Genomic DNA, 13224 nt, shown 5'->3' with positions numbered 1-13224 from the left:
AGCTTAGATTTCTAGTCGCCAGCCCTGTCCACCGCCGCGGCCAGGCGCGCCTTGGTGGCGATCCACTGCGACATGTACTGGGTGCTCTTGTGCAGGTGATGGCGCAGCATGCTGCCGACGAAGTTGGCGCGGCGTTCGGCCTGCAAGTTGCTGCGCAGCTGCTGCAGACGTGCGAGCAGTGCCTGGCCGGACTGCTGGCGGTCGAAGCGCTCGCTGAGGATGTGCGCGCCTCGATCCTGGGCCTGCAGCCAGAGCGCCTGATCCTCATGCAGCGCCACCGCCGTATCGGCAAAGGCCTCGGCGTTGTCGACCAGCGCGCCGGCCCAGGGCAGCTCGCCACACATACCCTCGCTGCCGATCGGTGTGGTCACGCTGGGAGTGCCGCAGGCCATGGCGTCGGCCAGCTTGCCCTTGATCCCGGCACCGAAGCGCAGCGGCGCCAGGCACACCCGGGCCTGCACCATCACCGCATGGGCGTCGTCGGCCCAGCCGAGTACATGGAAGCCCTGCTTGGGATTGTGCAGAGCGGTGGCCTTGGGCGGTGTATAGGAGCCATAGACATGCAGCTGCGCCTGCGGCAGGCGCTGGCGGATCAGCGGCCACAGCTGCTGCTTGAGCCACAGCACGGCGTCCCAATTGGGCGCATGGCGGAAATTGCCGATGCTGAGAAAATGCGCGCGCTCGGCGAACGTCGGCTGTTCTGTTGCCGTGGGGATCAGCATCAGGGTGCAGTGCTGGAGCAGGGCGGGCGGTACGCCGAACTGCTCCTGCAGCAGGGTCTGCTCGAAATCGGAAATCACCAGGCTGAGGTCGCAGCGGTAGATGGCGGCAACCTCGCGCTGGGCCAGGTCGTCACCGTTCATCGCCTGGAACAGTGCCAGGGGCTCGGTGGCGCTGGCGAAGGGTGCCTCGTCGCCGTGCTGCAGGGCCTGCTTCAACAGGCGCTGACGTGCCTCGCGCAGGCTGTGCAGGTCGCAGGTTTCCAGTACGCGCAGGGCGTCCGGACAGCAGCGTTCGACACGCCAGCCGAACTGTTCCTCGCTAAAGAAACGGTCGAACAGCACCAGATCCGGCTGCAGCTGGCTGACGAAGGCATCGAAGCTGTCGCAGTTGAGGGTGATCGGCACTTCCGGCACGTCGAGGGCGGCCAGGTCGGCGCGGTGCTCGGACAGCGCCGCGGCGCTGGCGAAGGTCACTGCCCAGCCCTGGGCGCGGAACAGCTCGATCAGCTCGATCATCCGGCTGCCGGCGGCGGACGAGCGCGGTTCGGGCCAGACGTAGCCGACAATCAGTACTTTCATGGGGGCGTGCCGGAAAAATGCAGGGCGCGAGTATAACCGCAGGCAAAAAAATCCCCACGGGGCGGAGCAGCGCCGTGGGGAACGAGTGGCCGACAAAGGAGGGAGCCGGCCCAGGAGGGACTGGTTTCGCGTAGGGCGGTGGCCCCACACGGACGTTAAGCTTGCGGCTGCCAACCTCCGCCAAGGGCCTTGTAGATGGCGACAACGCCGCGGTACAGCTCGACTTCGGCCTGGGCCTGGACGTCTTCGGCGGCCAGGCGTTCGCGTTCGGCATCGAGCAGCACGAGAAAATCCACCGTGCCTTCGCGGTAGCGCACCCCGGCCTGCTCGGCGGCGGCGCGGCTGGCTTCCGACTGGCGCACTAGCGAGACCAGGCGCTGCTGGCGTTTGGCGTAGTCGCTGAAGGCGTTTTCCGACTCTTCCAGGGCCAGCAGCACCTGCTGCTCGTACTGGGCCAGGGCGCCGTCGGCATCTGCTTCGGCGCCGCGCAGGCGGGCACGCACGCTGCCAAGGTCGAACGCAGCCCAGCTGATGGTCGGCGCCACGCCCCAGGCCCGCGCATCGGCGGCGCCCAGCTGCGAGCCACGCCCGGCAGTGAAGCCGAGGACGCCGGACAGACTGACCCGCGGGAACAGGTCGGCGGTGGCCACCCCGACATTGGCGGTGGCGGCGGCCAGCTGGCGCTCGGCGGCCCGCACATCCGGCCGGCGGCGCAGCAGCTCGGCCGTGTCGCCGATCGGCAGGGCCTTGGCGATCACCGGCAGCGGCTTGGCCGACAGGTCTACCGTCAGCTGTTCCGGACGCTGGCCGAGCAGGGTGGCGATGCGGTTGCGTGCCCGTACTTCCTCGGCCTGCAATTGCGGCAGGCTGGCTTCGGTGGCGGCCAGGCGCGCATCGCTGCGCAGCACGTCCAGTTCGCTGCCGACGCCGGCATCGCGCAGTTGTTCGGTGAGGGCGCGCGATTCCTGCTGGTTCTTCAGGTTGTCGCGGGCGATCCGCTCCCTGAGCTGGGCGCCGCGCATATCGCCGTAGGCATCCACCAATTCGGCGATCAGGCTGACCTGCAGCTGGTACAGCTCGGCTTCGGCGACATCCTGCTGGGCATCGCTGGCTTCGATCTGGCGCTGGATGCGGCCGAACAGGTCGAGCTCCCAGGCCGTGTCCAGGCCCAGGTCGTAGCGCTCCTGGCGGATGCGCTGCTCGCTGGTCGGCGGTTGCTGGGCCTTGCCGAACTCGCCACTGGCGCGGCTGGTCACTACCGGCAGCTGGTCGTTGCCAACATCGTCGCGGATGGCGCGGGCGGCGCGCAGGCGGGCAAAGGCCACACGCAGATCGCGGTTGTCCTGGAGCGACTGCTGCACCAACTGGTTCAGGGTCGGGTCGTCGAACTGCTGCCACCAGGCCGCTTCGAAGTTGGTGCGGTTGTAGTCGCCGGCTTCCAGGGCGGTGATCTGCGCCGGCTGGGTGGCTGGCGCCTGGTAGTCCGGGCCGACGGCGCAGGCGCTGACGGCCAGCGCCAGAGCGGTCGGGATGAACAGCCGGTAGGAGCGAGCTCTGCTCGCGAAGCTGTTCAGGTGATCATTTCGCGAGCAGGGCTCGCTCTTACGCAGGGAGGGCAACAGGCTCATGCATGCACCTCCCGCAGCTGGGCAGCCTTGGCGGCTTTCCTGGCTTCGCTGCGTTCCACGAAACCGCGGATCAGCACGTAGAACACCGGGGTCAGCAGCAGGCCGAAGAAGGTCACCCCGAGCATGCCGCTGAATACCGCCACGCCCATGGCATGGCGCATTTCCGCACCGGCACCGGTGGAGGTGACCAGCGGCACCACGCCCATGATGAAGGCGATGGAGGTCATCAGGATCGGGCGCAGGCGCAGGCGGCAGGCTTCCAGCACGGCAGCGATGCGATCCAGGCCTTCTTCCTGTTTCTCCTTGGCGAACTCGACGATCAGGATGGCGTTCTTGCACGCCAGGCCCACCAGTACGATCAGGCCGATCTGGGTGAAGATGTTGTTGTCGCTACCGGACAGGATCACCCCGACTATGGCCGAGAACAGCACGGTCGGCACGATCAGGATTACCGCCAGCGGCAGGCTCCAGCTCTCGTACTGGGCGGCCAGCACCAGGAAAGCCAGCAGCACGCAGAGCGGGAAGACGAAGATCGCACTGTTACCGGCGAGGATCTGCTGGTAGGTCAGGTCGGTCCACTCGAAGGTCATGCCGTTGGGCAGTTCTTCTGCGAGCAGCTTGCTGATCGCCGCCTCGGCCTGGCCGGAGCTGTAGCCGGGGGCTGCCGCGCCATTGATCTCGGCGGTGATGAAGCCGTTGTAGTGCATGACCCGATCCGGGCCGGAGCTGTCCTCGACCTTGACGAAGGTCGACAGCGGCACCATCTCGCCACGGTTGTTGCGCACCTTGAGCTGGCCGATCTGCTCCGGCTCCATGCGGAACTGCTGCTCGGCCTGGACGTTGACCTGGTAGGTACGGCCGAAGCGGTTGAAGTCGTTGGCATACAGCGAGCCCAGGTACACCTGCATGGTGTCGAAGATGTCGCTGATGGCCACGCCGTGAGTCTTGGCCTTCTCGCGGTCGATGGCGGCCTCCACCTGCGGTACGTTGACCTGATAGCTGGTGAACAGCGACATCGGGTTCAGCTCCGGCAGCGTACGGGCCTTGGCCAGGACGTTCTGGGTCTGCTTGTACAGTTCGTCATAACCCAGGTTGCCGCGATCCTCGACCTGCAGGCGGAAGCCGCCGATGGTGCCCAGGCCGCGCACCGGTGGCGGCGGGAAGATGGCGATGTAGGCATCCTGGATGTCGGCGAACTGCTTGTTCAGCTCGGCGGCGATGGCCGCGGCGCTCATGCTCGGGTCGCTACGTTCCTCGAAGGGACGCAGCGGGGTGAACACGATGCCGCTGTTGGGGCTGTTGGTGAAACCGTTGATCGACAGGCCGGGGAAGGCCACGGTGTTCTCCACGCCCGGGTGCTTGCCGGCGATTTCCGACATGCGCTTGATCACCGCCTCGGTACGGTCGAGGGTGGCCGCATCCGGCAACTGGGCGAAGGCCACCAGGTACTGCTTGTCCTGCGGCGGCACGAAACCGGTGGGGGTATTGGCGAAGCCCAGGTAGCCGCCGAGCAACAGGCCGGCATAGACGAACAGGGCCACACTGCTGCCGCGCAGTACGCGTTTGACGGTGCCGACATAGCCATGCCCGGCGCGCTCGAACAGGCGGTTGAACGGCTTGAACAGCCAGCCGCCGAACAGGCTGTCGAGAATCCGCGAGAAGCGGTCTTTCGGCGCGTGGTGATCCTTGAGCAGCACCGCAGCCAGGGCGGGCGACAGGGTCAGCGAGTTGAACGCGGAGATCACCGTGGAGATCGCGATGGTCAGTGCAAACTGCTGGTAGAACTGCCCGGAAAGGCCGGAGATGAAAGCGGTCGGTACAAATACGGCGCACAGCACCAGAGCCGTGGCAATGATCGGCCCGGTCACTTCCTTCATGGCCTGGCGGGTGGCTTCAACCGGGGTCTTGCCCAGGCCGATGTTGCGCTCGACGTTCTCCACCACGACGATGGCGTCGTCCACCACGATACCGATGGCCAGCACCAGGCCGAACAGCGACAGGGCGTTGAGCGAGAAGCCGAACAGGTGCATCACGGCGAAGGTGCCGATCAGCGACACCGGCACGGCGGCCAGCGGGATGATCGAGGCGCGCCAGGTCTGCAGGAACAGGATCACCACCAGTACCACCAGCACGATGGCCTCGAGCAGGGTATGTACTACCGCCTCGATGGAGCCACGCACGAAGATAGTCGGGTCATAGACGATCTCGTAGTCCATGCCCTGGGGGAAGCTCTTCTTTAGCTCGGCCATGCGCTCGCGCACCGCATCGGAGATGTCGATGGCGTTGGAGCCGGGGCGCTGGAATACCGGAATGGCCACCGCCGGCTTGTTGTTCAGCAACGAGCGCAGGGCGTACTGGCTGGAGCCCAGTTCGACCCGAGCGATGTCTTTCAGGCGGGTGATTTCGCCATCGTCACCGGCACGGATGATGATGTTCTCGAACTCTTCCTCGCTGACCAGACGGCCCTGGGTGTTGATCGACAGCTGGAAGCTGTTGCCGGCGTCCGAAGGCGGCGCGCCGAGGGAGCCGGCGGCAACCTGGCGGTTCTGCTCGCGGATGGCGGCGACCACATCGCTGGCGGTGAGGTTGCGCGAGGCCACCTTGTTCGGGTCGAGCCAGACGCGCAGCGAGTAGTTGCCCATGCCGAACAGTTGCACGTCGCCCACACCGTCCAGGCGCGCCAGCTCGTCCTTGATGTTGAGCGAGGCGTAGTTGGACAGATAGAGCATGTCGTAGCGGTTATCCGGCGAGGTCAGGTGCACCACCATGGTCAGGTCGGGCGAGGACTTGTCGACGGTCACGCCGAGACGCTGCACTTCGGTGGGCAGGGTCGGCATGGTACGGGTCACGCGGTTCTGCACCTGCACCTGGGCGGTGTCAAGGTTGGTGCCGAGGGCGAAGGTGATGGTCAGGCTGAGCTTGCCGTCGTTGGTCGACTGCGACGACATGTAGAGCATGCCTTCCACGCCGACGATGGCCTGCTCCAGCGGCGAGGCGACCGTTTCACCGATCACCTTGGGGTTGGCGCCGGGGAAGTTGGCGCGTACCACCACGGTGGGCGGCACCACTTCCGGGTATTCGCTGATCGGCAGCTGGAACAGCGAGATGGCGCCGCCGATCAGGATCAGCAACGACAGCACGGCGGCGAAGATCGGCCGCTTGATGAAGAACTGGGAAAAATTCATGGATCGCTACCTCAACCGCGCGGTGCGTTGCTGGGTTGTACGGTTTTCTCGGCAACGCGCGGCTGCTCGCGGCCATCTACCACTTCACGCTGTTCGGCAAGGGCGGCCAGGGTCTTGTCGTCGGCCATCGGCACTGCCTGCGGGTCGACGGTGGCGCCCGGCATGGCACGCTGCAGGCCGTTGACCACGATCTGCTCGCCCTTGGCCAGGCCGCTGCGCACGATGCGCAGGCCTTCCAGCTTCGGCCCCAGCTCGATGGCGCGGTACTGCACGGTGTTGTCCTTGGCCAGTACCAGGACGAACTTCTTGCCCAGGTCGGTGCCGACCGCTTCGTCCTTGATCAGCGCGGCCGGGTAGGTGTTGCTGCCCACCAGCTTGAGACGGGCATACAGCCCGGGGGTGAACTGGCCGTCGCGGTTGTCGAACACGGCGCGACCGCGGATGGTGCCGGTCTTCGGGTTGACCTGGTTGTCGAGGAAGTCCAGCTGGCCGAGGTGCGGGTTGCCGTCCTCGCTGGACAGGCCGAGGTACACCGGGCTCTTGCCGCGGGCATCGGCGCCGGCCTGGCGGGCCAGCTCGACATACTTGAGGAAGGTGCGCTCGTCGGCGTCGAAGTAGGCGTAGACCTTGTCGGTGGAGACCACGCTGGTCAGCAGCGACTGGCCGGCGCCGACCAGGTTGCCTTCGGTGATTTCAGCGCGGCTGACGCGACCGTCGATAGGTGCGGTAATGCGGGTGAAGCTGAGGTTGAGCTTGGCGTTCTCCAGCTCCGCCTGGCTGGCGGCAACATTGGCCTGGGCGGCCGCCGCCGCACTGCTGCGGGCATCGGCCAGTTCGGCGGAGATCGCGTTGCTCTGGCGCAGGCGCTCGCCGCGGCGGGCTTCGTTATCGGTGCGGGTCTGGTTGGCGCGGGCTTGCTGCACCTCGGCCTGCAGACGCTTGACTTCAGCCTCGAACGGGCGCGGGTCGATCTGGAACAGCAGGTCGCCTTTCTTCACCAGGCTGCCTTCGCGGAAGGCCACGCGGTCGATGTAGCCGGAGACGCGCGGGCGGATTTCCACCGACTCCGGGGCCTCCAGGCGGCCGGTGACCTCATCCCATTCGTTGATCGGTTGCTCGAGTACCGCGGCCACGCTGACCTTGGCGGCGGGGTGCTGGGCGGCGCTATCGGGCGTTTTGCCGCAGGCACTGAGAACCAGAACGGCAGCGAGGGCCAGGGGATAGCGAAAAAGGGGGGTAGTGAACCGTTCCATGTGAGAACTCCGCCAGATTGGATTTACGAATGGGCGGAGTGTGTTGCGCGCAGTTCCCCTCGACGAATCGAACGGGCGCATTTTGATTATCACGCAGACTGATAAAAGCCTTTGCGTATTGCGTAGCAATGGCTGCGGACGAAAAAACCGGCCGCCTGGCGCAGAGGTGCGGGCTAGAGGCTGTCGGGGTCGCCGCAGAACATCTGGATGCGCGAGCGCAGCCAGCGCTCGGCGGGGTCATTGTCCTGGGCGCCGCGCCAGGCCATGTGCAGCTCGAAAGTCTGCGGCTCCAGCGGCAGTTCTTCGGCACGCAGGCCGCCGGCGGCGGTCAGGGCGGCGGCGGTGTAGTCGGGCACGGTGGCGACGATGTCGGTGCCGGCCAGCAGGGTGCCGAGGCCGTTGAACTGCGGCACGGCCAGCACCACGCTGCGCTTGCGCCCGACTTTCTCCAGGGCCTCGTCAATGAAGCCACTGAGGTCGCCGGCGAAGGACACCAGGGCATGGGGGCGGGCACAGTATTCGTCCAGGCTGAGGTTGCCCGGTGCGCTGTCGGCACGCAGCAGCTTGGCCCGGCTGCGCCGCAGCACCTTGCGCTTGGCGTTGGCCGGCAGATCCTCGGTGTAGCCGACGCCCACGGAAATCTCGCCAGAGGCCAGCAGGTTGGGCATCAGCAGGTAGTTGGCGCGGCGCACCACCAGGATCACCCCCGGCGCCTCGCCGCGCAGACGGCGGATCAGCGGCGGCAGCAGGGCGAACTCGACATCGTCGGACAGACCGATGCGAAACACCGCCTTGCTGGTCGCCGGCTCGAAGTCGGTGGCGCGGCTGACTGCAGTAGAGATGGAGTCCAGCGCCGGCGAGAGCAGGGCGAAGATCTCGCCGGCCCGTGCGGTGGGTTCCATGCTGCGCCCGGTGCGGACGAACAGTGGGTCATCGAACAGGCCGCGCAGGCGGGAGAGGGCGGCACTGATCGCCGGCTGGCCGAGGAACAGTTTCTCCGCGGCACGGGTGACGCTGCGCTCGTGCATGAGCGTTTCGAACACGATCAGCAGATTGAGATCGACACGGCGCAGGTCATTGCGGTTCATGGGCGGCATCCGGATGAAGTGTGTGAAAGGTGCGGCCGTGGCACGCTGGCGTCAAGAGTGCAGCGGCTACCTGGCGAGTTGAACTCGCACCGGCGTCGATCATCCCTATTTATGGTGACTATCAATATGGGCGGGTGGTGTTGCCGGGAAAGCCCGTATAGAGTCCGTGGCCATAGAGATATGAAGGCGAGGTGTGTGATGTCCCGCATGATCCGTTTCCACCAGTTCGGCGATCCCAGCGTGCTGCGTCTGGAAGAAGTGCCGACGCCCAAACCAGGCCCCGACGAAGTGCTGGTGCGTACCCAGGCGCTGGGGGTGAACTGGCGCGATATGCTCTGGCGGCAGAACCTGGCGCCGGAACAGGCACGCCTGCCGGCCGGTATCGGCTATGAACTGGCCGGCGTGGTCGAAGCCGTAGGCAGCGGGGTCGAAGACCTCGAGGTCGGCATGGCGGTGGCCAGCTTCCCGGCCTTCAGCCCCAACCAGTATCAAGCCTGGGGCGATCTGGTGCTGATCCCGCGCCTGGCGCTGACCCGTTACCCGGATGTGCTGTCGCCGCAAGAGGCGGCCGTGCATTACACCGGGCACCTGTATGCCTACTTCGCCCTGGTCGACCTGGCAGCCGTGCAGCCCGGCCAGCATGTGCTGATCACCGAAGCCGCCCACTGCCATGCACCGCAGGCCGTGCAACTGGCCAAGGCGCTGGGCGCCAAGGTCATCGCCGCCACCAGCGAGAGCGGCAGCCGGGCCTGGCTGCGCGAGTTGGGCGCGGACAAGGTGATCGACACCGAAGAGCAGGATCTGGTGCTGGAAGTCGAACGCTACACCAACGGCCAGGGCGTCGAGGTGGTACTCGACCAGTGTGCCGGCCCGCAGATGAAGCTGCTCGGCGATGTCGCGGCAACCCGCGGCAAGCTGATCATCTATGGCGTCAACGGTGGCAACGACGCGGCGTTCCCGGCCTGTGCGGCGTTCAAGAAGCACCTGCAGTTCTATCGCCACTGCATCCTCGACTTCACCGGCCAGCCGGAGCTGGGCCTGGAGTACAACGAGGCCGCCGTGCAGCGGGCGCTGACCCGGGTCAACCAGTTGACCGCCGACCGCCTGCTCAAGCCGACCATCTGCAAGACCTTCGACTTCAAGGATTTCGTCAAGGCCAGCGAGTTCATGGAAACCTGCCCGGCCAATGGGCGGGTGGTGATGAGCGTTACCGACTGATAGTCCCCCCGCGCGCCGCCTGTTCCGGGCGGCGCCTTGTTTTCCGCATCCGTGGCCGCCCAGGCCGGATCTGCCACTCATTCATCCCCGCGAAGTCAGAGCCAAAAGGGCTCAGGCAGAGGGCTTTCATCGGCCTTTTGTAGCAGCGCACAAATATTGACTTGTAATGATAAGGATTATCATTAAGATGCGCACCAATCTGCTGCCGAGGATTGGCCGATGGGAAGTTTATATACGCTGATGGATCAGGATGCGGTGGCAGCAGCGCTACCGGAAGCTGACCAGAACAGCCAGCTGGAAGGCCTTTACCACGGCAGTCGCCGCGCCCTGGTGGACTCGGCCCAGGCCCTGCTGGGCTGCCGCGCGCGGGCCGAGGACGTAGTGCAGGACGCCTTTCTCAAGCTGTGGGAAAGCGGCGACCAGCACGCCATCCAGGAACCCATCCGCTACCTGTTCCGCATGGTGCGCAACCTGGCCATCGACCGTTTGCGCCGCCTGGCGCTGGAAGGTCGCTACCGCTTCGACGAAGAACCGCTGGAAGAGCTGCCGGCGCCACAATCCACGCCCGAACAGGCTGCCATCGGCGAGCTGGAGTGGCAGCGCATGCACCAGGCCATTGGCGAGCTGCCCGAGCGAACCCGCACCGTGTTTACCATGAGCCAGCTGGAAGGTTACAGCCAGCGCGAAGTGGCCACCCACCTGAATGCCTCGCCCACCCTGGTGCATTTCCTGTTGCGCGATGCACTGCTGCATTGCCGCAACCGCCTTGGCTTCGAGGCGGCCTGATCCGCCGTCGCCCCCTGGAATTGATTCGATGAAATTGCTCAACCTGCTGTTCCGCGACAACCGTCTGCCGTTCGCCGTGATCATCCTGCTCAGCCTGTGCAGTGCGCTGCTCAGCATCGGCGTGATCGCCTTCGTCAACTGGCGCCTGATCGGCCTGCAGGGCGAGCTGGGCACCGCCCTGGCGACCTTCCTCGGCCTGCTGCTGGCCTTGCTGGTCTGCGCTGGCGCCGGCCAGGTGGCGCTGCACCGGCTGGGCCATGCCTTCGTCTATCGCCTGCGCCGCAGCCTGGTGCAGCGGGTGATGGACACCGACATCGAGCGCCTGGAGCGCATCGGCGGGGCGCGCATCCTGGCCAGCCTGGCCAGCGACATTCGCAACATCACCATCGCCTTCGTCCATCTGCCGGAGTTGGTCTACGGCCTGATTCTCAGCCTGGCCGCCTTCATTTTCCTGGCCTGGCTGTCGTCGGCGCTGTTCGCCGTCACCATCGCCTGGCTCGGCCTGACCCTGGCCGTAGGCTGGGTGCTGGTGGGCAAGGTCAACCGGCATATCCGCCTGCTGCGCGAGGCCGAGGATCGCCTGTACCAGGACTATCAGGCAGTCATCGACGGGCGCAAGGAACTGGCACTGAACCGCGACCGCGCGCGTCTGCTGTTCGACGAGGAATTCGACCGCGATGCGCAGGCCTACCGCGACCATGTCACCCGTGCCGACACCTACAACGGCCTGGCCGGCAACTGGGCCAACTGCATGGTGCTGGGCAGCATCGGCCTGGTGTTCTTCTGTGCCAACGGCCTGGGCTGGGCCGGCACCGCGGTGGCGGCGACCTTCGCCCTGACCGTGCTGTTCCTCCGCGCGCCGCTGGTGGCCAGTGTGGCGGCGCTGCCGGCGCTGCTCGCCGCACGCATCTCGCTGGACAAGCTGGAGGCCCTGGAACTGGCGCCGGAGCAGGCGCCCCAGGCGCTGCAATCCCTGGCCGGCTGGCAGAGCCTGCAGCTGTGCGGCCTGCAGTACCGCTACCCGGGCGAGGGTGACGAGGCCGGCTTCGATGTCGGCCCGGTCGATCTGCAGCTGCGCCGCGGCGAGCTGGTATTCCTGGTGGGCGGCAATGGCAGCGGCAAGTCGACTTTTGCCCGCCTGTTCACCGGCCTACACCGCCCGCAGGCCGGGGAAATCCGCCTGGATGGCAAAGCCCTGCAGGCCGAGCAGTGGCCGGCTTATCGCCAGCTGTTCGCCAGCGTGTTCACCGACTTCCACCTGTTCGCCCGCCTGCTCGGGCCGCAGGGCAGCGAAGTGGCGCCGAGCCTGGTCAGCCAGTGGCTGGAGCGTCTGCGCCTGGCGCACAAGGTGCGGGCCGCCGGCGGCCGCCTGGCCGACACGCGTTTCTCCCAGGGCCAGCGCAAGCGCCTGGCCCTGCTGCTGGCGGTGCTCGAAGGACGCGACATCCTGGTGCTGGACGAATGGGCCGCGGATCAGGATCCGCTGTTCCGCCGTCTGTTCTACCGCGAGCTGCTGCCGCAGCTGCAGGCGGCCGGCAAGACCATCATCGCCATCACCCACGACGACCACTACTTCGACCAGGCCGACCGCCTGCTGAAGATGGATGGCGGCCGTCTGTACGAGCTGAGCGGCCAGGATCGTGAGCGCGCCACCCGCGACGCGGTGCTGGAGATCGGCGGCACAGCACAAACCGAAACACCCCGCGAGCCGGCCTGAAGGTCAGGCGGCTGCGCCGTCGGGCGCGGCTGCCGTGCGGGTGAAATTCGCACTTAAATGAAAATTATTCGCAATCATATGCGTCTTTAAAGCGAGCCGTTGCAATCGGCGTCTGCGAGGTAGTGAGAATGAGCCTGGACAATCCGCAAACCACCTTCCTGGTGGTGATCAACGATGAACAGCAATACGCCATCTGGCCGGCCTACAAGGCAGTGCCGGCCGGCTGGCAGGCCACCGGCGTGCAGGGCGACAAACCGACCTGCCTGGCGCATATCGCCAGCGTCTGGGGCGACATGCGTCCGCGTAGCCTGCGCGAGGCCATGGACGCCTGATGCAGCTGTTCTGCCTGGCTCATGCCGGCGCCAGCGCCATGGCCTATGCCCGCTGGCGCAAGCGCCTGCCGCGTTGGCTGGAGGTCTGCCCGCTGGAGCTGCCAGGCCGCGGTGCGCGCCTGCACGAGCCGTTGAGCGAGAACCTGTCGGCGCTGCTGGCCAGCCTGGTGGCCGAGTGGCGCCGCGAGTGCCATGGCCCGTACCTGCTGTGGGGCCACAGCCTGGGCGCTCTGCTGGCCTATGAGCTGGCCCACGGGTTGATCGTCGCGGGGCAGGGCGCACCGCTGGCGCTGTTTGCCTCGGCCTCGCGGGCGCCGGCCCGACGCCTGCAGGCGCCACGCCTGACCGCCTGCAGCGACGGCGAACTGCTCGGCAGCCTGGCCGGCTTTGCCAGCCTGCCACGCGAGCTGCTGCCGGTACTGCGCAGCGACTTCGCCCTGGCCGAAAGCTACCACTACCAGCGCCGCGCACCATTGCCCTGTGCCCTGCATGTACTGGGTGCGCGCGGCGATGGTCTGAGCGAGGACGACCTGCGCGCCTGGCGCCGGGAAACCCGTGGCGACTTCACCCTGGAATGGCTGGAGGGCGACCACGCCTATCTGCGGCCCCGGGAAGACGAAGTGCTGTCCCTGATCGAATTCCATGCCACGCGCCTGTTGCGGCGCGAAGCGGCCGGCATGCCCCTGGGCGCCTAGGCCACTCTTTGCGAGGTGTTG

The 13224-nt window shown here is 66.5% G+C and carries 10 protein-coding genes; 5 read left to right on the top strand and 5 right to left on the bottom strand.

Translation table 11 applies throughout. The annotated features are described in order from the left end of the window. Window positions 1-11 precede the first annotated feature (11 nt). From A9179_RS10865 to A9179_RS10845, 5 genes are all read right to left on the bottom strand, one after another. A complete protein-coding gene (locus A9179_RS10865) occupies window positions 12-1301 on the bottom strand; it encodes a glycosyltransferase (protein ID WP_187805817.1) in 1290 nt (429 codons plus the stop codon). 155 nt (window positions 1302-1456) lie between these two features. Next, window positions 1457-2929 carry an efflux transporter outer membrane subunit gene (locus A9179_RS10860; RefSeq protein ID WP_187805816.1) on the bottom strand — a complete coding sequence of 491 codons (1473 nt, stop codon included), beginning with the start codon at window positions 2927-2929 and terminating at the stop codon, window positions 1457-1459. Further along, window positions 2926-6114, bottom strand: coding sequence for an efflux RND transporter permease subunit (locus tag A9179_RS10855; protein ID WP_187805815.1), 3189 nt, complete (start codon window positions 6112-6114; stop codon window positions 2926-2928). Before A9179_RS10855 ends, A9179_RS10860 begins: the two co-directional genes overlap by 4 nt. A gap of 11 nt (window positions 6115-6125) precedes the next feature. Beyond that, window positions 6126-7367, bottom strand: coding sequence for a multidrug efflux RND transporter periplasmic adaptor subunit MexE (gene mexE, locus A9179_RS10850; RefSeq protein WP_187805814.1), 1242 nt, complete (start codon window positions 7365-7367; stop codon window positions 6126-6128). A gap of 173 nt (window positions 7368-7540) precedes the next feature. Then, window positions 7541-8455, bottom strand: coding sequence for a LysR family transcriptional regulator (locus tag A9179_RS10845; protein WP_262410576.1), 915 nt, complete (start codon window positions 8453-8455; stop codon window positions 7541-7543). Between the two features lie 198 nt (window positions 8456-8653). Between A9179_RS10845 and A9179_RS10840 the strand changes: the two genes are divergently transcribed. From A9179_RS10840 to A9179_RS10820, 5 genes are all read left to right on the top strand, one after another. Continuing rightward, entirely contained in the window at window positions 8654-9673 is a 1020-nt protein-coding gene (locus A9179_RS10840; protein WP_187805813.1) for a zinc-dependent alcohol dehydrogenase family protein, read from the top strand. Between the two features lie 219 nt (window positions 9674-9892). Beyond that, window positions 9893-10459, top strand: coding sequence for a sigma-70 family RNA polymerase sigma factor (locus A9179_RS10835; RefSeq protein ID WP_187805812.1), 567 nt, complete (start codon window positions 9893-9895; stop codon window positions 10457-10459). Window positions 10460-10487: 28 nt separating this feature from the next. Then, window positions 10488-12176 carry a multidrug ABC transporter permease/ATP-binding protein gene (locus tag A9179_RS10830; protein ID WP_187805811.1) on the top strand — a complete coding sequence of 563 codons (1689 nt, stop codon included), beginning with the start codon at window positions 10488-10490 and terminating at the stop codon, window positions 12174-12176. Window positions 12177-12304: 128 nt separating this feature from the next. Then, on the top strand, window positions 12305-12508 hold the full coding sequence (locus tag A9179_RS10825) for an MbtH family protein (protein WP_187805810.1): 204 nt from the start codon (window positions 12305-12307) through the stop codon (window positions 12506-12508). Next, window positions 12508-13203 (top strand): thioesterase II family protein, encoded by a 696-nt coding sequence (locus A9179_RS10820; RefSeq protein WP_187805809.1) that lies wholly within the window; start codon window positions 12508-12510, stop codon window positions 13201-13203. Before A9179_RS10825 ends, A9179_RS10820 begins: the two co-directional genes overlap by 1 nt. Window positions 13204-13224 lie beyond the last annotated feature (21 nt).

It is taken from the genome of Pseudomonas alcaligenes, from assembly GCF_014490745.1.
GTDB classification, from domain to species: Bacteria; Pseudomonadota; Gammaproteobacteria; order Pseudomonadales; family Pseudomonadaceae; genus Aquipseudomonas; species Aquipseudomonas alcaligenes_C.
Note: the sequence above shows the minus strand (reverse complement) of the source record. Positions and strands in the feature narration are given on the sequence as shown.

Coding starts and splice junctions, on each gene's coding strand:
- A9179_RS10865 (WP_187805817.1), bottom strand. CDS start 1,301: ATGAAAGTACTGATTGTCGGCTACGTCTGGCCCGAACCGCGCTCGTCC.
- A9179_RS10835 (WP_187805812.1), top strand. CDS start 9,893: ATGGGAAGTTTATATACGCTGATGGATCAGGATGCGGTGGCAGCAGCG.
- A9179_RS10845 (WP_262410576.1), bottom strand. CDS start 8,455: ATGAACCGCAATGACCTGCGCCGTGTCGATCTCAATCTGCTGATCGTG.
- A9179_RS10855 (WP_187805815.1), bottom strand. CDS start 6,114: ATGAATTTTTCCCAGTTCTTCATCAAGCGGCCGATCTTCGCCGCCGTG.
- mexE (WP_187805814.1), bottom strand. CDS start 7,367: ATGGAACGGTTCACTACCCCCCTTTTTCGCTATCCCCTGGCCCTCGCT.
- A9179_RS10860 (WP_187805816.1), bottom strand. CDS start 2,929: ATGAGCCTGTTGCCCTCCCTGCGTAAGAGCGAGCCCTGCTCGCGAAAT.
- A9179_RS10825 (WP_187805810.1), top strand. CDS start 12,305: ATGAGCCTGGACAATCCGCAAACCACCTTCCTGGTGGTGATCAACGAT.
- A9179_RS10830 (WP_187805811.1), top strand. CDS start 10,488: ATGAAATTGCTCAACCTGCTGTTCCGCGACAACCGTCTGCCGTTCGCC.
- A9179_RS10820 (WP_187805809.1), top strand. CDS start 12,508: ATGCAGCTGTTCTGCCTGGCTCATGCCGGCGCCAGCGCCATGGCCTAT.
- A9179_RS10840 (WP_187805813.1), top strand. CDS start 8,654: ATGTCCCGCATGATCCGTTTCCACCAGTTCGGCGATCCCAGCGTGCTG.